Genomic DNA, 18,751 nt, shown 5'->3' on the forward strand with positions numbered 1-18,751 from the left:
GGGATCCGAAGCACCGGCCGGACGTCATGCGGTCCTGTGGTCCTCAGGAACGCACGCGTTTGCGGAGAACCTCGATGCGCGACTGCAGCTGGGTCACCGTCGCCTGAGCGACGGCCGGACCTCCGCAGATCCGTCGGAGCTCGGCATGCACCGCGCCGTGGGGCTCGCCCTTCTGCCGGGCGTAGAGTCCGACGAGACTGTTCAGAAGCTGTCGCTGCTCTTTGAGCGTGCGATGCAGGGGCGGGGGCAGCGTCGTCGTCTCGGTCGGTGCGGTCGAGGCTTCTCGCGCTTCACGCAGACGCGATTGACGGGACTGACGCTGCATGAGCAGTTCGTGGACGTGTTCCGGTTCGAGGAGACCGGGGAATCCGATGAACTCCTCCTCTTCCGGTGTGCCGGGTTCTGCGAGCTGTCCGAACTCCTGACCTTCGAACACCACGCGATCGAAGTGCGCGACGGACGAGAGCGCCTGATAGCTGAACTCCTGCGTCAGCGCGTCCGAGGTCTCCTCCTCGCGATTCGCGCTCTCGAGCAGGGAGTCTTCCAGCCCGTCGTCCTCCTTCGACTGCCGGTCGAGTGCGTGGTCACGCTGCTTGTCCATCTCGTTCGCGAGCCCCATGAGCACGGGGACCTGCGGAAGGAACACGCTGGCGGCCTCACCGCGGCGTCGGGCCCGCACGAAACGACCGATGGCTTGGGCGAAGAACAGCGGAGTCGACGAGGAGGTCGCGTACACGCCCACCGCGAGGCGCGGCACGTCGACACCCTCCGACACCATGCGCACGGCCACCATCCACCGGGAGTCGTTCGCGCTGAACTTCTCGATGCGTTCCGATGCGGTCGCGTCGTCGGAGAGCACGACCGTGGCCTGCTGGCCCGTGATGCTGTGCAGGATCTTGGCGTATGCCCGGGCGACGGTCTGATCGGTCGCCAGCACCAGACCGCCGGCGTCGGGGACGTGGTGGCGGATCTCGGTGAGGCGGCGGTCTGCGGCCGACAGCACGGCCGGCATCCAGTCGCCCTCGGGGTCGAGCGCGGTGCGCCAGGCCTGCGAAGTCACGTCTTTCGTGTTGTCCTGGCCCAGGTGCGTCTCGAGTTCGTCGCCCGTCGTCGTGCGCCACCGCATCTTGCCCGCATACATGTGGAACAGGACAGGTCGGACGACGCCGTCGGCCAGCGCACGACCGTAGCCGTAGTTGTAGTCGGTGCGAGAGATGCGCGCGCCGGATTCGTCGGGGTGGTATTCGACGAACGGGATCGGTGCCGTGTCGCTGCGGAACGGGGTTCCGGAGAGCAGGAGACGCCGCTTGGCGGGACCGTACGCATCGCGGATGGCGTCGCCCCAGCTCAGTGCATCACCGCCGTGGTGGACCTCGTCGAGGATCACCAGCGTCTTCGCGTCTTCCGTGAGATGCCGGTGCACGGAGGACTTCGCCGCGACCTGCGCGTACGTCACGACGGCGCCGTGATAGTGGCGGGCGGGTGCCCAGTCGCTGTTGCGGAAGCGGGGGTCGAGGCGGATGTGCACGCGCGCGGCGGCATCGGCCCACTGCGTCTTGAGATGCTCGGTCGGAGCCACCACGATGATGCGGTTGACCTCGCCCATGCGCATGAGTTCGACCGCCAGGGTGAGAGCGAACGTGGTCTTCCCTGCACCGGGGGTGGCGGCCACGAGGAAGTCGCGCTGATCCGCGGCGAAGTACTGTTCGAGGGCCTCCTGCTGCCACGCGCGCAGCTTGTTCGCGGTGCCCCAAGGAGCACGCTGTGGAAAGGACGGAGAGAGCATCGACTCCACGATAATCGCTGCCGGGGACACGGGATCACTCGCCGCGGTTCCCGCGCGTGCCCCTCCCCCGGACGTGCGCCTGCAGTAGGCTCTGTCACTGCGCAGCGGTCACCTCCGCCGGGCAGAATGTTCGTGAAGGAGAGCGGGATGACCGACCAGGATTCGACTCGGACCCCCTACGTTCCGAACGAGACCGCACATCCGTGGCGTCGTTTCGTCGCGATCGGCGATTCGTTCACGGAGGGCATCGGCGACCCGGATCCCGCACATCCCGGCAGCCACCGCGGCTGGGCCGACCGCGTCGCGGAGGTGCTCGCCTCGCAGGTGGACGACTTCGCCTACGCGAATCTCGCCGTCCGCGGAAAACTCATCGCACAGATCGTCGCCGATCAGATCGAGCCGGCCGTGGCGCTCCACCCTGATCTGGTGTCGATCTGTGCGGGCGGCAACGACGTGATCCGCCCCGGGACCGATCCGGACGCCATCGCGAGTCAGCTCGAAGACGCCGTGGCCCGACTGGCCTCGACGGGAGCGGCCGTGCTCCTCTTCACCGGGATCGACACCGCCTTCACGCCGGTTTTCCGGGCGTTCCGCGGCAAGGTCGCGATCTACAACGAGAACGTCCGCGCGATCGCCGAGCGTCATGACTGCATCGTCGCCGATCAGTGGGCGCTCAAGGTCGTGCAGGACATGCGGTTCTTCGACGACGACCGCCTGCACTACAACGCCCTCGGTCACCACGAGGTGGCACGGATGGCGCTGCGCGCGCTGAACGTGCCGAACGACCTCGAGGCCATGCAGCCCGAGCCGTTCCCGCTGCGGACGTGGCGAGAGGCGCGCGCCGAGGACCTCGGCTGGGCACGCGAGCACCTGGTGCCATGGGTGCTCCGGAGGTTGCGGCACCAGTCATCCGGAGACAACCTCGCGGCGAAGCGTCCGGAGCCCTCGCCGGTGTTCCGATTCGAGCAGACCCCTCCGGAGAGGGACTGAGAGGTCAGGCTTTCATCGACCAGAGCGCGACCGCGGCGGCGGATGCCACGTTGAGCGAGTCGACCCCGCCGGACATCGGGATGGTGACGATGGTGTCTGCACCCTCCATCGCCTCGCGCGAGAGGCCGTCGCCCTCCGAGCCCATGACGAGTGCGACGCGTTCCGGACGATCGGCGGCGTAGGTGTCGAGCGTCACCGCGTCGTCACGCAGCGCGAGGGCGGCGATGTCGAAGCCCGCGGCGTGAAGGTCTGCGATGGCGGAATCCCAGTCGGGGATACGCGTCCACGGCACCTGGAACACGGTCCCCATGCTCACGCGGACACTGCGACGGTACAGCGGGTCGGCGCCCCCTGGCGACACCAGCACCGCGTCGGCCCCCAGCCCGGCAGCCGCACGGAAGGCCGCTCCGACGTTGGTGTGGTCGCCGATGTTCTCGAGGATGAGCACGAGGGTCGCCCCCTGGATCACGTCGTGAACCGACGGCAGCTCGGGGCGGTGCATCGAGGCGATCGTCCCCCTGTGCACCGCGAAGCCGGTCACCGTCTCGGCGATCTCGTCCGGCACCACGTACACGGGCACATCGAGATCGCCGACGATCCTCCGGATGTCCTCCACCCGGCGCTCCTGGACCAGTACGGAACGCGGACGATGTCCAGCCGCCACCGCGCGGGCGATCACCTTCGTCGATTCCGCGATGTAGAGACCACCCGACGGCTCAGACAGGGCACGAAGCGCGGTGTCGGTGAGTCCGCGGTAGTCGTCGAGACGCGGGTCGTCGGCATCGGTCACAGGCAGTAGTTCCACGATGTCCACTCTGCCATCGTCCGTGGGCAGGCCTCGCACGGCGTCGGCGCGCGCTGACGCCCCGTCGGCGGGCGCCGTGTCCGTCCCCGCACCGTAGACTCGCTCGAGGAGGTCCCGTGAGCGTGTCGAATCCCGCCGAGCTGTCGGCCACCATCGCCCACGCCGCCGAGTTGCTGCGCGAGAAGCGCATCGCACTTCTCACCGGCGCCGGTATCTCGACCGATTCCGGTATCCCCGCCTATCGCGGTGAAGGCGCCAGGACCCGCAGCGATCCCATGACGATCCAGACATTCTTGGGCGATGAGGCCGCGCGGCGTCGGTACTGGGTCGGGAGCCATCTCGGTTGGCGCGCGTTCGCCCGAGCTGAGCCGAACCCGGGACATATCGCGCTGGCGCAACTCGAAACCGTGGGCACCGTATCCGGAGTCATCACGCAGAACGTCGACGGTCTGCATCTGCGAGCCGGGAGCTCGCACGTGATCGAGGTGCACGGGACGATGCGCCGCGTGCTCTGCCTCAAGTGCGGTCAGGTGTTCGACCGCCGCGATGTCGCCGTGCAGATCGAGGAGCTCAACCCCTGGATCACGGTGCCGGAGAACATCGCGCTCGCTCCCGACGGCGACGTCCTGCCTGAGACCACGGAGGGGTTCATCGTCCCGGTGTGCACGGTGTGCGCAGGGACGCTCAAGCCGGATGTGGTCTTCTTCGGCGAATACGTTCCCCAGGACCGCTTCCGTGCCGCCGAGTCGCTGCTGCGCTCGAGCACCGCACTGATCGTCGCGGGTTCCTCGCTGGTCGTCAACTCCGGCGTGCGTCTCGTCGAGCGCGCCCGTCGCCGCAACATCCCCTTGATCATCGTCAACCGTGAGCCGACGCGCGCGGATGCCTGGGCGCACCTCACCATCGCCGCCGGCACCAGCGACGTGCTCCCCGCACTCCAGGAACTCCTCTCGTGACCCACCTCACCCTCGTCCGCCACGGTCAGACCGACTGGAACCTCGCCAAGCGCATCCAAGGCTCCACCGACATCCCGCTGAACGAGACGGGGCGCGACGACGCGCGGTGGGCGGCGGAGAGGCTCGCTGCCGGTACGCATCATGCCGTCTACACCAGCCCCCTGCTGAGAGCGAGGGAGACGGCGGAGATCATCGCGGATCGGCTGGGGCTGGAGATCACCGGAGTCGTCCCCGACATCCGTGAGCGCGAGTTCGGCGAGGGCGAAGGCATGCTCGTGCCGGACTACATCAGGACCTACGGGGATTGGCATGCGGAGGTTCCCGGGGCCGAGTCCCTGCACGAGGTCGGCGAACGGGCCATCGCGGCGCTGCACGAGATCGCCCGAGACGCACGCCGGCGGTCCGCTCCTCGCGCGGAGTCGGTCATCGTGGTCGCCCATGGCGGAGTGATCCGGGCCGTGATCGACCACGTCTCCGGCGGAACCCTCCCCCGGGACGGCCAGGTCCTTCAGAACGGCTCGGCGCATCGCTTCGTGGCAGCTCCCGGATACCTTCGGCTGCTCGAGGAATCTCCGGTCCTCTGATCAGCTGCTGCTCTGATCAGCTGCTGCTCTGATCAGCTGCTGCCCTGATCAGCTGCTGCCCTGATCAGCCGAGGCGGCGATCAGCCGGCACGAGAGACGACGGAGCGCGCGTGACGGAGCACTGGTTCGTCGATCATCCGTCCCTCGAACCGGAACACACCGCGCTCTGCCGCCGCGGCGAGGAGGACCGCACGCGCCCATGCCACGGTCCTCTCGTCCGGTCGGTAGGCGGCCCGGATCGCCGCCACCTGGTTGGGATGGATGCATGCCGTCGCGCGAAAGCCCGACGCGGCGGCATCGCGCGCCTCGCGATCGAGGCCCTCGGCGTCGTCGAGGGCGATGTGCACGGCATCGATGGCGGCTTTGCCCCGGGCCCCAGCCTCGAGGAGGATGCGCGCGCGGGCATAGCGGGCGATGTCGCGATAGCCCCCATCGGCATTCCGGGACGACGTGCCACCGAGGGAGGCCACGAGATCCTCGGCCCCCCACATCATCGCTGTGACCCGTGGGTGCGCGGCGATGCGGTCTGCGGCGTGCACGCCACGGGCGGTCTCGCACAGAGCGATCAGCGAGTAACGGTCGTCGAACGCTGAGAGGCTCTCCGCGCTCTCCGTCTTCGCCACCATCACGGTGCGGAAGTCCGTCTTCGCCAGCATCGCGAGGTCGGCGGTGAAGGCGTCGCTGTCCGCGGCATTCACGCGCACGACGACGCGGCCGGGGTCGAGGTCGGCTTCGACGACATTCCTGCGCGCGGCGTCCTTCGCATCCGGGAGCACCGCATCCTCGAGGTCGAGGATGATCGCATCGGCGCGCTCGGCGGCCTTCTGGAAACGCTCGGGTCGATCGGCGGGGCAGAACAGCAGAGCAGGGCCGAGGTCGAAGCTCATGCGGCGGGACCCTCCGGAAGGCAGTGCACCAACACCGAGCGCACGGCAGTGGCGACCACCGTTCCGTCCTGATTGCGTCCGGTGTGCGCGATCTTCACGATTCCCTGCCCCGGTCGGGACGAGGAGAGCCGTTTCTCCACGACGACGCTCTCGGTGTAGAGCGTGTCGCCGGCGAACAGCGGATGCGGGAAAGCCACTTCGCCGAAACCGAGCTGCGCGACGAGAGTTCCCTGGGTCAGCTGCGCGACCGATGATCCCACCATCGTCGACAGCGTCCACATCGAGTTCATCAGCCGCGCGTGGAACGGATCCTGGGCCTCGGCGAAGGCCGCGTCGAGATGCAGCGCCTGCGTATTCATCGTGAGCGTCGTGAAGAGAACGTTGTCGGCCTCGGTCGCCGTGCGCCCAGGGCGATGCAGGTAGCGGCCGTCGACCGCGAACTCCTCGTAGTACAGCCCCCGCTGCAGGATGTCGTGCGTGGTCATACCGTCACGCTACCCGGCGAGTCCGAGTCCGCGTGCGATGACGAGGAGCTGCACCTCGGTGGTGCCCTCGCCGATCTCGAGGATCTTGGAGTCACGGTAATGACGGCCGACGGGGAACTCGTTCATGAACCCGTTTCCCCCGAAGATCTGCGTCGCATCCCTGGCGTTGTCCATCGCGGCCTCTCCGCCGACGAGTTTCGCGATGGCCGCCGCTTCGGCGAACGGCTTGCCGGCATCCCGCAACCGCGCGGCGTGATGCCAGGCGAGCCGAGCGGTGTGAACCCGCGCGCGCATCCGTGCCAGCGTGAACTGGGCATTCTGGCGCGTGCTCAACGCAGCGCCGAAGATCGTGCGGCTCTTCGCGTAGTCCACCGCCGCCTCCAGGCAGCCCTCCGCCGCCCCCGTCGAGAGAGCTGCGATCGCGATGCGGCCTTCGTCGAGGATGCTCAGGAAGCTGCGGAAGCCGCTCCCCCGTGTGCCGAGCAGGTTCGAGGCGGGCACCCGCGCCCCGTCGAAAGTCAGCGGATGCGTGTCGGAGGCGTTCCAGCCCACCTTGTCGTAGGGGGCCTCGACCGTGAATCCCGGGGTGCCGTTGGGCACGATGATCGTCGAGATCTCCTTGCGACCGTCCTCGTTCCCGGTCACCGCGGTGACCGTGACGAAGCGCGTGATCGGGGTACCGGAGTTGGTGATGAACTGCTTGGAGCCGTCGATCACCCACTCGTCGCCGTCGAGTCGGGCCGTGGTCCTGGTCGCGCCGGCGTCGCTGCCCGCCTCCGGCTCGGTGAGGCCGAAGCCCGCCAGCGCCCGTCCGGCGAGCAGATCGGGCAGCAGTTCCTGGCGCTGCTCCTCGGTGCCGAAGCGGAAGATCGGCATGGCGCCGAGGCTGACCCCTGCTTCGAGCGTGATCGCGATGGACTGATCCACGCGGCCGAGCGCCTCGATCGCGATGCCGAGCGCCATGTAGTCGCCGCCCTGTCCGCCGTACTCCTCGGGAAACGGCAGGCCGAACAGACCGAGATCGCCCATCTGCGCCACGACGTCCATCGAGAGCGTATGGGTGCGGTCGGCCTCATAGGCCTGCGGCGCGACGACCGTGTCTGCGAACTCCCGCACCATGGCGGCGAGCTCGCGCTCCTCCTCGGTCAGATCTTCCATGCTCAGCTCTCCTCCGTCATCACACGGGCGACCGGTTGGTCGCGCCGCACCTGATCGCCCACCGCGACCAGCAGGTGCACCACACCGTCGTGCGGTGCGAGCACCGGGTGCTCCATCTTCATCGCCTCGATCGAGACGAGAGGGTCGCCGGCGGAGACCCTCTCCCCGTCCGCGGCGTGAACCGCCACGACGCTGCCCGGCATCGGGGCCCGTCCCTCCGGTTCCGTCGCCCCGGATCCCGCCTCGCGCGCCGACAGCCGACGCCGCATCCGCTGCCTTCTGTCGAGGGGACGCAGGCGGACCGTGTGTCCGTCCTCGGCCACCCAGACCGCGCCGTCGCCGTCGACAGCGGCACGCACGGAGACTCGAGATCGTGCGGACGGGGCCTCGTGGAGCTCGACCTCTTCATCGTCATCCGTGAGCGCCACGAACGGGGCGACCACCGTGTTCTCCGCTCCCAGGCGCCATCCCGGCAGCTCTCGCCACAGAGGGCTGGTCCGCACCGGCGCGCGGAGCTCCGAGATGGCATCCTTCGCGGCAGCGAGCTGTGCGGTCGACGGCGTCTGCGCGTCGAGGGGAAGCAGGGTCTCGATGAGTCCCGTGTCGAGATCCCCCGCGATCACGCGCGCGTCCCGGCAGAGAGTTCGCAGGAACGCGATGTTGGTCTCGACGCCCAGCACGACCGTGCGTGCGAGCGCCTCGTCGAGCCGCGCGAGTGCCGTGGCACGGTCGTCCGCGAAGGCGATCACCTTCGCGATCATCGGATCGTAGAACCCGGTCACCTCGCTTCCGGTCTCGATCGCCGCGTCGACGCGCACACCGACGGGCGGTTCGAACAACAGCACCTTCCCGGTGGAGGGGAGGAAGCCGCGCTCGGGCGATTCCGCATACACGCGCGCCTCCACAGCGTGACCGCGCAGACGCGGCGAGACATCCAGCGGAAGCCCATCGGCCGCGCGGAGTTGAAGGGCGACGAGATCGAGTCCGGTGACCTCCTCGGTGACCGGATGCTCCACCTGGAGGCGGGTGTTCATCTCGATGAAGAACACCTCGTCCGGCGCATCGGCGTCGATGAGGAACTCGACCGTGCCGGCCCCGATGTATTCGACGCTCTCAGCCGCCAGCACGGCGGCTGCGAGCAGTCGCTCCCGGGTGTGCGGGGGGATGCCTGCCGACGGCGCCTCCTCGACGACCTTCTGGTGCCGTCGCTGCAGCGTGCACTCCCGCTCCCCGAGCGCGATGACCGTACCGTGCGCGTCTCCGAAGACCTGCACCTCGATGTGCCGCGGACGTCTGATCAGGCGTTCGAGGATGAGCGCATCATCGCCGAACGCCGCGGCCGCCACGCGCCGGGCCGAGGCGAGCGCAGAGCGCAGCCCCGTCGAGTCGGCGACGACCTCCATGCCCTTGCCGCCTCCGCCGGCGCTGGGCTTGACCAGCAGTGGGTATCCGACGTTCTCCGCCTCTTCGGCGATCTCGACGTCGGACAGGCCTTTGGCGTCGAAACCGGGGACGACCGGAACGCCGAAACGCAGGACGTGCTCGCGAGCGCGTGCCTTGTCGCCCATGATCTGCAGGGCCTCCACCGACGGGCCGATGAAGACGATGCCGCTCTCAGCGCAGGCCTCGGCGAGTCCGACGCTCTCGGAGAGGAATCCGTAGCCGGGGTGGATGGCTTGCGCGCCGCTGCGCCGAGCCGCCGCGATGACGGCATCGATGTCGAGGTACGACTCCGCAGCCGGTGCCGGGCCGATTCTCACGGCGACATCGGCCTCTCGCACGTGGGGTGCCGCGACGTCGGCGTCGCTGTAGACGGCGACGCTGCGGATGCCGAGCGTGCGCAGGGTGCGGATCACCCGTCGGGCGATCTCCCCGCGGTTGGCGACGAGAACGGTGTGGAAGGAGACGGTGTTCGACGACGACGTCGTGGTCATGGACAAGACACTCACATCCGGAAGACGCCGAAGCGCGGTTCGGGCAGCGGGCTGCGGGAGATGACGTCGAGGGAGAGCCCCAGGAGGTCGCGGGTCTGTGCAGGGTCGACGATCCCGTCGTCCCAGAGTCGGGCTGTGGCGTAATAGGGCTCGCCCTGGTGTTCGTACTGCTCACGGATCGGAGCCTCGAACGCCGCACGGTCCTCGCCGCTCCAGGCATCGCCGCGCGCGGTCAGCTGATCCTCCTTGACGGTGGCGAGCACCGACGCCGCCTGCGCGCCGCCCATCACGGAGATGCGGCTCGCAGGCCACGTCCACAGAAAGCGGGGCGAGTAGGCACGGCCGCACATGGAGTAGTTGCCGGCCCCGAAAGAACCGCCGATGATGACCGTGAGCTTCGGCACCCGTGTGCTTGCGACCGCAGTGACCATCTTCGCGCCGTCCTTCGCGATGCCTCCGGCCTCGGCGTCGGAGCCGACCATGAACCCGGTGATGTTCTGCAGGAACAACAACGGGATCCCGCGCTGATCGCACAGCTCGATGAAGTGGGCGCCCTTGAGCGCGGACTCGCTGAACAGCACGCCGTTGTTCGCGACGATGCCGATGGGATGACCATGGAGTCGGGCGAAACCGGTGACCAGGGTCGTGCCGTACTCGGGCTTGAACTCGAGGAACGTGTCGCCGTCGACGAGGCGTGAGATGACCTCGTGCACGTCGTACGCGGCATTCACGTCGACGGGAACCGCGTCGTAGAGGCTGGAGGACTCGGACGGCGGTCGGCTGGGCGCCACGTCCCAGGCCGGAGCTGCGGGTGCGGGGAGCGTGGCGACGATATCGCGCAGGATCTCGAGGGCGTGCTCGTCGTCTTCCGCGAGATGGTCGACCACACCGCTGCGTCGTGCGTGCAGTTCTCCCCCGCCCAGTTCCTCTGCGGTCACGATCTCGCCGATCGCGGCCTTCACCAGGGGCGGCCCCCCGAGGAAGATCGTTCCCTGGCCGCGGACGATCACGGTCTCGTCGCTCATGGCGGGGACGTAGGCGCCACCCGCCGTGCAGGAACCGAGAACTGCGGCGAGCTGAGGGATCCCTTCGGCGGACATACGCGCCTGGTTGAAGAAGATCCGGCCGAAATGCTCCCGATCCGGGAAGACCTCGTCCTGCTTCGGGAGGAAGGCGCCTCCCGAGTCGACCAGGTACAGACAAGGCAGGCGATTCTCGAGGGCGATCTCCTGCGCACGCAGATGCTTCTTGACCGTGAGGGGGTAGTACGTGCCGCCCTTCACCGTCGCGTCGTTGCAGACCACCATGACGTGGCGACCGTGGACGAGTCCGATCCCGGCGATCACCCCGGCACCGGGCGCCTCTCCCCCGTACAGGCCGTCGGCCGCGAGGGGGGCGACTTCCAGGAACGGGCTGCCTTCATCGAGCACCCGAGCGACGCGGTCCCGCGGGAGCAGTTTGCCGCGCGCGACGTGGCGTTCGCGGGACGCCTCCGGTCCGCCGCGAGCCGCGGTCGCGAGGCGGTCTCGCAGGTCTTGCGCGAGAGACTCCTGGGTTGCCGGCATCGTGATGTCCTCCTCGACCCACGTCCGCGAGGGCGGGCCCTGGCGCGGTGCATGCACTTTCGGTTAGTGTTCACTAACCCGTTGATTCAGGTTAGCGAGGATTAACTGAGATGACAAGCCCGGTCACCGCCCGAGACCGCGCCAAGGCTGAACGGTCGGATGCGATCCTGCACGCTGCCGCGCGTCTCTTCGCCGCGCGTGGATACAGCGGCGTGAGCCTGGAGGACATCGGGGCTGCCGTCGGCGTATCCGGACCGGCCGTCTACCGTCACTTCGCCGGCAAGCAGGCACTGCTCGGGGCCGTGCTCGTCAAGGTGAGTCAGGATCTGATCCGCGGTGGACGGCAGGTCTCCGAGGAAACTCCGACCCCCGACGAGCGGATGCGTGCGCTGATCGGCTTCCATGTCGAGTTCGCGCTGGGCAATGCCGAGGTCATCCAGGTGCAGGACCGTGATGTCGCGTTCCTCTCCGAGACGGACCGGGCCGAGGTCCGCCGCCTCCAGCGCGCGTACATCGAGTTGTGGATGGCAGCCTTGTCGCCGTTGCATGGGACGCCGGGCGGCGGCGCGGATCAGGATGAGCTGCGGTTGCGCGTGCAGGCATGCTTCGGGCTCATCAACTCGACTCCGCACAGCACCCGTGCCGCCGCCAGGCGGCATTCCGCCACCGCGACCGTACTGATCGCGATGGCGGACGCGGCTCTGCGCGCGACTACCTGAGCAGCATCGCCCGTCCGGGCTCTTCGAGGATGTCGGCGACATCCTTGAGGAAGCTCGCCCCCTCGGCTCCGTCGACCAGACGGTGATCGAACGAGAGGCTGAGGGTCATCATCTGCCGCAGGGCGATCTCGCCGTGGTGCTCCCACGGCTGACGCCGCACTGCTCCGACGGCCAGGATCCCGGATTGCCCCGGGGGCAGGATGGGTGTGCCGGCATCGACGCCGAAGACTCCGATGTTCGAGATCGAGAACGTGCCGCCTGCGAGTTCCGCCGGCGAGGTCTTCCCCGCACGGGCCACCTCGGCCAGCGACTTCACGGCATCCGCGAGACCGACGAGGGTCAACTGCTCCGCATCACGGATCATCGGGACGATGAGGCCCCGATCCGTCGCGGCGGCGATCCCCAGGTCGACGTAGTTGTGCTGGACGATCTCCCCGGCGGCCTCGTCCCAACGCGAGTTGAGCCCGGGCGTGCGGCTCAGAGCGAGACAGACGGCCTTCGCGACCACCGCGAGCGGGCCGATCCGGTGTGCGCTGAGGGCGCGATCGTCGCGAAGACTCGACAACAGGTCCATCGTCGCGGTCACGTCGACCGTGTGGAAGACCGTGACATGGGGGGCCGTGAACGCGCTCTGCACCATCGCCGCCGCCGTGTGCTTGCGCACGCCGCGGATGGGGATGCGGGTCTCTCGCTCCGCGTCTGTGAGCACTGACGCGTTCGACGGGGTGGGCGTCGACGACAGGTCGTCGGCACGCGGCGTGCGGTGGGCGATCCGCTCTGCGTATTCGTCGACGTCGCGGCGGGTGATGACTCGATCCCCCACGTCGGCGGCGACCAGCACGAGATCGATGCCGAGACGCTTGGCGTGAGCGCGCACGGGCGGGGTGGAGCGCGGCCGTTCGATGACCGCATCCACGGCTGCCGAGGGGGTGGCGTCATGCGGTGCGGCCTCGAGAACGGCTGTGTCGACCGGTGCCGGGGTGGCTCCGATGCGCCGTGCCCGTCGCGCAGGGCGGCCGGCGGTCGTGGGGGCGGCACCGTAGCCGACGAGGTTCGGCTGCGCCTTCTCCTCGGAATCCGACGCGGGCGCGGGCCCATCCTCGTCCTCCCCCACCACATCGAAGGCGATCAGCGGAGCACCGACGGCGACCGTCTGGCCGGCCTCGGCGTGCAGGGCCGATACCGTGCCCTCATAGGGCGAGGGCAGCTCGACGACCGCTTTCGCCGTCTCCACCTCCGCGAGAGTCTGGTTGAGCGAGACCGCGTCGCCGGGGGCGACGAGCCAGGTCACCACCTCGGCTTCGGTCAGTCCCTCTCCGAGGTCCGGAAGACGGAACTCCGCGATCATGCCCCTGCTCCCGTCAGACTGTTCGGCCGGTCCAGCACCCGGTCGACGGCATCGAGCAGCCGATCGAGATCGGGAAGGTGATACTTCTCGAGCTTTGCGGGCGGGTAGGGGACGTCGTGTCCGGTGACGCGCAACGGCGCCGACTCGAGGTACTCGAAGCAGCGCTCCGTGATGCTCGCGATCACCTCGGCTGCGACGCCGGCCTCGCGAGAGGCCTCGTGGGCGACGACCACGCGTCCCGTCTTGCGCACCGAGGCGGCGACCGAGTCGTAGTCCACCGGTGAGAGCGAGCGGAGGTCGATGACCTCGAGAGAGACGCCCTCGTCCGCTGCAGCGTCGGCCGCCTGAAGCGCCGTGGAGACCATCGCCCCGTAGGTGATCAGGGTCGCGTCGTTCCCGGTTCGCACGACGCGCGCGAGTCCCATGGGCGCTGCGTCCGCGAGCGGCGCCTCCAGGTCGACATCGCCCTTGTGGTGGTACAGGCGTTTCGGTTCGAAGAAGATCACCGGATCGTCGGAGGCGATCGCCTGTCGCAGGCTGCGGTACGCGTCCTCCGGGTTCGAGACCGCGATCACGCGCAGACCGGCCGTGTGCACGAAGTAGGCCTCCGGGGACTCCGAGTGATGCTCGGCGGCGCCGATGCCTCCTGCCCACGGGATGCGGATGGTGATCGGCATCTTCACCCGGCCCTGGGTGCGGTAGTGCAGCTTCGCGACCTGAGCGACGATCTGGTCGAACGCGGGGTACACGAAGCCGTCGAACTGGATCTCGACCACCGGCCGATAACCGCGGAACGCCAGGCCCACGGCTGTTCCGACGATGCCCGACTCCGCGAGCGGAGTGTCGATCACCCGCGCTGCGCCGAACTCGTCGAGCAGCCCGTCGGTGATGCGGAAGACGCCACCGAGTTTCCCGATGTCCTCTCCGAGCAGCACCACCTTGTCGTCGTCGCGCATCGCCTGACGCAGTCCCGCGCCGAGCGCCTTTCCGAGGGTCAGTTCGGTCATGCGCCGGCCTCGCCCTCGAAGGAGGCGAGGTACGCGGCGTACTCACCACGCTGACGCTCGAGCCCGGTGTGCGGTTCGGCGTAGACGCCGTCGAAGACCGCGAGGGGCGGGCGCGTGACCATGCCGAGGCATGCGGCGCGCATCTCCTTCGCCACCGCGTCTGCTGCCGCCTGGGTCTCGGCGAGGTGCTCGTCGGTCAGATCTCCCGTGGCGCGCAGATGGGCTTCCAGCCGTGCGATCGGATCGCGTCGGCGCCAGGATTCGAGTTCGTCCTGGTCACGGTAGCGCGTCGGGTCATCGGCCGTGGTGTGCGGCCCCATTCGATACGTGACCGCCTCGATGTAGGCGGGCCCCTTGCCGGCACGTGCATGATCGAGGGCCCAGCGCATGGCAGCCATGCAGGCGAGCACATCGTTGCCGTCGACGCGGACGCTGGGGATACCGAACCCCGGAGCCCGCCCGGCGATCGGATACTGCGACTGCACGGAGACGGGCTCCGAGATCGCCCAGTGGTTGTTCTGGCAGACGAAGACCACGGGGGCCTGGTACGAGGCGGCGAAGATCATCGCCTCGTTGACATCGCCCTGACTGGTGGCACCGTCGCCGAAGTACGTGACCGCGACTTCCTTGGCGCCATCGTGCTGGATGCCCAAGGCATAGCCGACGGCGTGCAGTGTCTGGGCACCGATGATGATCTGCAAGGGCGCGACCCCGAGTGCGGCCGGATCGTACGCGGCGCCCTCCTCGCCGCGCCACATGCGCACATAGTCGCCCGGCTGGGCGCCGCGCGCGTAGATGACCCCGGTCTCCCGGTAGCTCGGGAACACGTAGTCCTCCGGCGCGATGGCGCGTGCCGTGCCGATCTGGGTCGCCTCCTGCCCCTGGCAGGGGGCCCAGAGGCCGAGCTGTCCCTGGCGCTGCAGGGCGACGCCTTCGGCGTCGATCCGCCGGAGGATGACCATGTCCCGCAGCAGCGAACGCAGTTGCGCACTGTCGACGTCGGCGACGAAAGGATCCAGCCGAGGGTTCGCGATGCGACTGCCGTCCGGATTCAGGATGCGCTCCGAGAGCTCCAGATCCTGGGCGGTGTCTGCGATGGGGGTGATCTGCGGTGACATCGTCGTCCTCCTCGTCCTCGGCGGCCCTCGTGAGGCTCCGCGCACTGATGCCAGCGTCATCACCGGCATGGTCTGAGAGTACGTCTGCTCAACACCTCGCTCAAGCATTCTGAAAGGGCTTGAGCATGTTGCTCAATTTGGCACGGAAGGCTCCTGCTAAGGTTTGGCACTATGCCAGGACTGGACCGCATCGATCTCGAGCTTCTCGCCGCACTCGCTGACGACCCGAGGACCACGATCGTCGCGCTCGCGGAGAGCCTGGGCCTGTCCCGCAACACGATCCAGGCGCGGATGGCACGTCTCGAGCAGAGCGGGATCTTCCTGTCCTACGAGAGGTCGTTCTCGCCTGACGTGCTCGGATTCCCGTTGCAGGCGTTCGTGAGCATCGGCGTCCGCCAGACGGAGCTTCCTCGCATCATCAACGAACTCGCCCGGATTCCCGAAGTCGTGCAGGCGCATGGGCTCAGCGGATCGATCGATCTGCTCGCACGCGTGGCCTGTCGCGACGCGCGTCACCTCTTCGACACCGACGCGCGCATCCTGTCGATCGAGGGAGTGGAACGCACCGAGACCTCACTCGCCATGGGCGAGGTGATCCCGTTCCGTGTGGCCGGCCTCATCGGCCTCGCACGACGGGAATCCTGAGGAAGCGCCGGATCGCCCCTGCGGCCTCCGCCGGCGTCTCGTAGTGGATCAGATGCCCGACGTGGGCGATCTCGACCAACCCGGCGTCCGGGAAGAGCGTCGCCAGCTTCCGCTCCGCTTCGATCGGCGTGATGTCGTCGCGTTCAGCTGCCACCAAGAGCGTCGGAACGTCGATGTCGGGCGCGAACTCGCGGACGTCGTGCGAGACGCTCGCGACGAAGGCATCGCGGAGCACATCACGATCGGAGAACCGGGAGAAGTAGGTGTCATGCTGGTCGTGGATGAACCGCCGGAGCTCGGGGTCCTTCGTCTTGGCCATCGTGATGCTCATGACCCGCACGATGATCCGATTGCGCAGCAGCGCGGTTCCGAGATTCTCCGGGAGCCGGGCGCCGAGGGCGTAGTAGAACACGGCCAGGCGCGTCATGAGCCCCTTGGGTCCCTCGAGCGCGGGGGCACCGATGGGGTTCACGAGGATCAGGCGCGGAGTCTGCAATCCGCGGGCCACCGCCGCGGCCGTCACGATCGACCCGAAGGAGTGGCCGAGGATGACCGCGCCGGGTGCGACCTCGGTGGCGAAGTCGGTGAGCCATCCGGCGTACTCGTCGAGATCGTGACGGCGTCCCGGCAGCGGGGCCGACTCGCCGAAGCCCGGAAGGTCGGGCGCGATCACCCGCACCTCGGGGAGGTATGCGAGCACCGGTTCGAGGCCATGGTGCTCGCCCCGGAAGCCGTGCACCGCGACGACGGTCGTCCCGGCGTCTTCGGGTCCATACGCCCAGTACGCCGTGGTCGCCCCGCGCACCTCGACCTCGTGGCGTTGCACGGGCAGACGACGAAGACGGTCCGCATACGGGGAAGGCACGGTCATCCTCAGAGTCTACGAGTCGCCGTGCGCCTTCTCCTGAATGTCCGCGGCCGACCATAGCGTGAAGCCATGCCAGTCGGTCCCCCGCTTCCTGCCTGGCTCACCCGTGTCGGGGTGTTCGATCTGGAAACGACCGGAGTCGACGTCGAGTCGGACCGCGTGGTGACCGCCTACGTCGGCATCCTCGACGCCGATGGCAGACAGGTCGCGGCCCGTTCGTGGCTTGCGGACCCCGGTGTGCCGATCCCCGACGGCGCAACCGCGGTGCACGGGATCACGACAGCGCACGCGCGCGCCCACGGGCGGCCCGTCCCTGAGGTGGTCGCCGAAGTGACTGCTGCCCTGCGGTCCCTGTTCCGGCAGGGTGTGCCGGTCGTCGCATACAACGCGTCGTTCGACTTCTCGCTGCTCGCCTGCGAAGCCGCTCGGCACGGGGTCGACCCGCTCACCGACCCCGCACCGGTGATCGATCCGCTCGTCATCGACAAGGCGTATGACCGCTACCGGCGCGGTCGACGCACGCTCGAGGTGGTCGCGGCGCACTACGCCGTCCCGTTGGAGGGCGCCCACGAAGCGTCTGCGGATGCGATCGCCGCCGGGCGCGTGGCGCAGGCGCTCGCCCGTCAGTTCCGTCTCCCCGAGAATCCGGTACAGCTCCACACGCACCAGATCGGCTGGGCCCGCTCGCAGGCAGCCAACCTCACCGAGTACTTCGTGAGCATCGGACGTCTGGAACCCGATGACATGCTCGATGGACGCTGGCCGGTGCGGCACGCCGGCCCCATCGTGGAGTGACGTGCGTCGCTGCTCCTCGGCTCGGAATCAGGTGTCGTGGGATACGCTCCAGATGGTGCGCCCTCGAGTGGGATCAGGGCGCGAAGCACGAGGAGCAGCCCATGCAGTTCACGTCCGTCGATCTCGAACGGGTCGAGTCCACGTGGCAGCAGTTCGTTCCCTCGGCCTCTCTGCAGAATGCTGATCCGCGGAGCTTTCGATTCGACTGGCGATCCGAGGAACTCGAGACCGCGTCGTTCGTCGACTATCGCCTTTCCGCTCAGGTGCATTCGCGGGCCGAGCCGCAGGATCAGTTGCTCGTGTGCCGTGTGGACGCCCCGGACGCGCGCGTCTGGTCGGGGCGCGCTTCCTTGGACGCCGAGGCCGTCTGGATGTCGGACGGCACTGAGGTCGAGGCCAGATGGGACCGGTCGGCTCGCGTTCGCGCCATCGTTTTCGACCATCAGGCCGCGCAGAGCAGAGCGCGGCAGATCACGGGCGACGATCGGCGAGAGCTTCGCACGACCGGACTCGCGCCGCACTCCGTCATGGATTCCCAACGGTGGGAGCGGATGTTCGCCTACCTCGACCGGTCCCTGCGGGACGGGATCGCAGACGATCTGCTCGTCGCCGAGCTCGAACGCCATGCCCTGATGATCACGCTTTCGGCGTTCCCGACCACATTCTCCGAATCGCTGCGGCGCCCGGCGCAGCGCGCCGGTGCACCGGCGGCCGTTCGCCGAGCGCTCGCCTACATCGATGCGAACGCGCATCTGGCGATCACCATCGACGACGTCGCGGCCGCGTCCTACATCTCCACTCGCGGTCTGCAATACGCGTTCCGGCGCGCGCTCGATATCACGCCTGCGGATGCTCTGCGTCGGGCGCGCCTCGACGGCGCCCATCGTGATCTCCGCAACGGTCGGGGTCGCTCGGTCGGCGAGGTCGCTCGACGCTGGGGCTTCAGCAACTCCTCGCGGTTCGCTTCGGCCTACCGCGAGGCGTACGGGATGGCGCCTGCACTGCCATCGACCTGACAGGGAACGAATATTCTCTTCGCGTCGCTCGGCGGGTCGGGGGCGAGCGCGGGGCGTCGGAGCGATCTGCGGTTAGAGTTCGAGT

18 protein-coding genes are annotated in these 18,751 nt (G+C 68.5%); 7 read left to right on the forward strand and 11 right to left on the reverse strand.

What is annotated here, in order from left to right; translation table 11 throughout:
• Positions 1-43 precede the first annotated feature (43 nt).
• Positions 44-1,786 carry a DEAD/DEAH box helicase gene (locus tag ABDC25_RS09015; RefSeq protein WP_021200550.1) on the reverse strand — a complete coding sequence of 581 codons (1,743 nt, stop codon included), beginning with the start codon at positions 1,784-1,786 and terminating at the stop codon, positions 44-46.
• A 147-nt stretch (positions 1,787-1,933) separates the two neighbouring features.
• Between ABDC25_RS09015 and ABDC25_RS09020 the strand changes: the two genes are divergently transcribed.
• A complete protein-coding gene (locus ABDC25_RS09020; protein WP_021200549.1) occupies positions 1,934-2,776 on the forward strand; it encodes an SGNH/GDSL hydrolase family protein in 843 nt (280 codons plus the stop codon).
• Between the two features lie 4 nt (positions 2,777-2,780).
• Here the strand turns inward: ABDC25_RS09020 and ABDC25_RS09025 are convergent, their stop codons facing one another.
• Entirely contained in the window at positions 2,781-3,581 is an 801-nt protein-coding gene (locus ABDC25_RS09025) for an RNA methyltransferase (RefSeq protein ID WP_029259212.1), read from the reverse strand.
• A gap of 116 nt (positions 3,582-3,697) precedes the next feature.
• Between ABDC25_RS09025 and ABDC25_RS09030 the strand changes: the two genes are divergently transcribed.
• Positions 3,698-4,537 (forward strand): Sir2 family NAD-dependent protein deacetylase, encoded by an 840-nt coding sequence (locus ABDC25_RS09030; RefSeq protein ID WP_292763441.1) that lies wholly within the window; start codon positions 3,698-3,700, stop codon positions 4,535-4,537.
• Complete coding sequence (locus ABDC25_RS09035) at positions 4,534-5,121, forward strand: histidine phosphatase family protein (RefSeq protein WP_021200546.1); 588 nt, start codon at positions 4,534-4,536, stop codon at positions 5,119-5,121. The genes ABDC25_RS09030 and ABDC25_RS09035 overlap by 4 nt, the downstream gene beginning before the upstream one ends.
• An 80-nt stretch (positions 5,122-5,201) precedes the next feature.
• Here ABDC25_RS09035 and ABDC25_RS09040 read toward each other — a convergent pair whose 3' ends face one another.
• From ABDC25_RS09040 to ABDC25_RS09060, 5 genes are read right to left on the reverse strand one after another with little or no spacing between them, the layout of a single operon-like run.
• The gene (locus ABDC25_RS09040) at positions 5,202-6,008 is read right to left on the reverse strand and encodes a CoA ester lyase (RefSeq protein ID WP_347125872.1); all 807 of its coding nucleotides are present in this window, start codon (positions 6,006-6,008) and stop codon (positions 5,202-5,204) included.
• Positions 6,005-6,493 carry a MaoC family dehydratase gene (locus ABDC25_RS09045; RefSeq protein WP_136024880.1) on the reverse strand — a complete coding sequence of 163 codons (489 nt, stop codon included), beginning with the start codon at positions 6,491-6,493 and terminating at the stop codon, positions 6,005-6,007. The genes ABDC25_RS09040 and ABDC25_RS09045 overlap by 4 nt, the downstream gene beginning before the upstream one ends.
• A gap of 9 nt (positions 6,494-6,502) precedes the next feature.
• Positions 6,503-7,651: an acyl-CoA dehydrogenase family protein gene (locus ABDC25_RS09050; RefSeq protein ID WP_136024879.1), complete on the reverse strand. Its 1,149-nt coding sequence runs from the start codon at positions 7,649-7,651 to the stop codon at positions 6,503-6,505.
• Positions 7,652-7,653: 2 nt separating this feature from the next.
• Positions 7,654-9,585, reverse strand: coding sequence for a biotin carboxylase N-terminal domain-containing protein (locus tag ABDC25_RS09055; RefSeq protein ID WP_021200542.1), 1,932 nt, complete (start codon positions 9,583-9,585; stop codon positions 7,654-7,656).
• Positions 9,586-9,596: 11 nt separating this feature from the next.
• A complete protein-coding gene (locus ABDC25_RS09060; protein ID WP_021200541.1) occupies positions 9,597-11,150 on the reverse strand; it encodes a carboxyl transferase domain-containing protein in 1,554 nt (517 codons plus the stop codon).
• 110 nt (positions 11,151-11,260) lie between these two features.
• On the opposite strand from ABDC25_RS09060, the gene ABDC25_RS09065 reads away from it, so the two are divergent.
• Entirely contained in the window at positions 11,261-11,869 is a 609-nt protein-coding gene (locus tag ABDC25_RS09065; RefSeq protein WP_021200540.1) for a TetR/AcrR family transcriptional regulator, read from the forward strand.
• Here the strand turns inward: ABDC25_RS09065 and ABDC25_RS09070 are convergent.
• The 3 genes from ABDC25_RS09070 to pdhA are packed head-to-tail and all read right to left on the reverse strand — an operon-like array spanning position 11,862 to position 15,342.
• Entirely contained in the window at positions 11,862-13,217 is a 1,356-nt protein-coding gene (locus ABDC25_RS09070) for a dihydrolipoamide acetyltransferase family protein (RefSeq protein ID WP_021200539.1), read from the reverse strand. The two genes, ABDC25_RS09065 and ABDC25_RS09070, sit on opposite strands and share 8 nt — an antisense overlap.
• Complete coding sequence (locus ABDC25_RS09075; protein ID WP_021200538.1) at positions 13,214-14,224, reverse strand: alpha-ketoacid dehydrogenase subunit beta; 1,011 nt, start codon at positions 14,222-14,224, stop codon at positions 13,214-13,216. Before ABDC25_RS09075 ends, ABDC25_RS09070 begins: the two co-directional genes overlap by 4 nt.
• Positions 14,221-15,342, reverse strand: a complete 1,122-nt coding sequence (gene pdhA / locus ABDC25_RS09080; RefSeq protein ID WP_029265400.1) for a pyruvate dehydrogenase (acetyl-transferring) E1 component subunit alpha — start codon at positions 15,340-15,342, stop codon at positions 14,221-14,223. The genes ABDC25_RS09075 and pdhA overlap by 4 nt, the downstream gene beginning before the upstream one ends.
• A 171-nt stretch (positions 15,343-15,513) precedes the next feature.
• Between pdhA and ABDC25_RS09085 the strand changes: the two genes are divergently transcribed.
• Positions 15,514-15,987 carry an Lrp/AsnC family transcriptional regulator gene (locus ABDC25_RS09085; protein ID WP_021200536.1) on the forward strand — a complete coding sequence of 158 codons (474 nt, stop codon included), beginning with the start codon at positions 15,514-15,516 and terminating at the stop codon, positions 15,985-15,987.
• Here ABDC25_RS09085 and ABDC25_RS09090 read toward each other — a convergent pair.
• A complete protein-coding gene (locus ABDC25_RS09090) occupies positions 15,959-16,858 on the reverse strand; it encodes an alpha/beta hydrolase (protein ID WP_021200535.1) in 900 nt (299 codons plus the stop codon). The two genes, ABDC25_RS09085 and ABDC25_RS09090, sit on opposite strands and share 29 nt — an antisense overlap.
• Before the next feature lie 66 nt (positions 16,859-16,924).
• Between ABDC25_RS09090 and ABDC25_RS09095 the strand changes: the two genes are divergently transcribed.
• A complete protein-coding gene (locus tag ABDC25_RS09095; protein ID WP_021200534.1) occupies positions 16,925-17,650 on the forward strand; it encodes a 3'-5' exonuclease in 726 nt (241 codons plus the stop codon).
• A gap of 101 nt (positions 17,651-17,751) precedes the next feature.
• Positions 17,752-18,666 carry a helix-turn-helix transcriptional regulator gene (locus tag ABDC25_RS09100; protein WP_347125877.1) on the forward strand — a complete coding sequence of 305 codons (915 nt, stop codon included), beginning with the start codon at positions 17,752-17,754 and terminating at the stop codon, positions 18,664-18,666.
• Positions 18,667-18,751 lie beyond the last annotated feature (85 nt).

The organism is Microbacterium sp. SY138, from assembly GCF_039729145.1.
Lineage (GTDB): Bacteria > Actinomycetota > Actinomycetes > Actinomycetales > Microbacteriaceae > Microbacterium > Microbacterium maritypicum_A.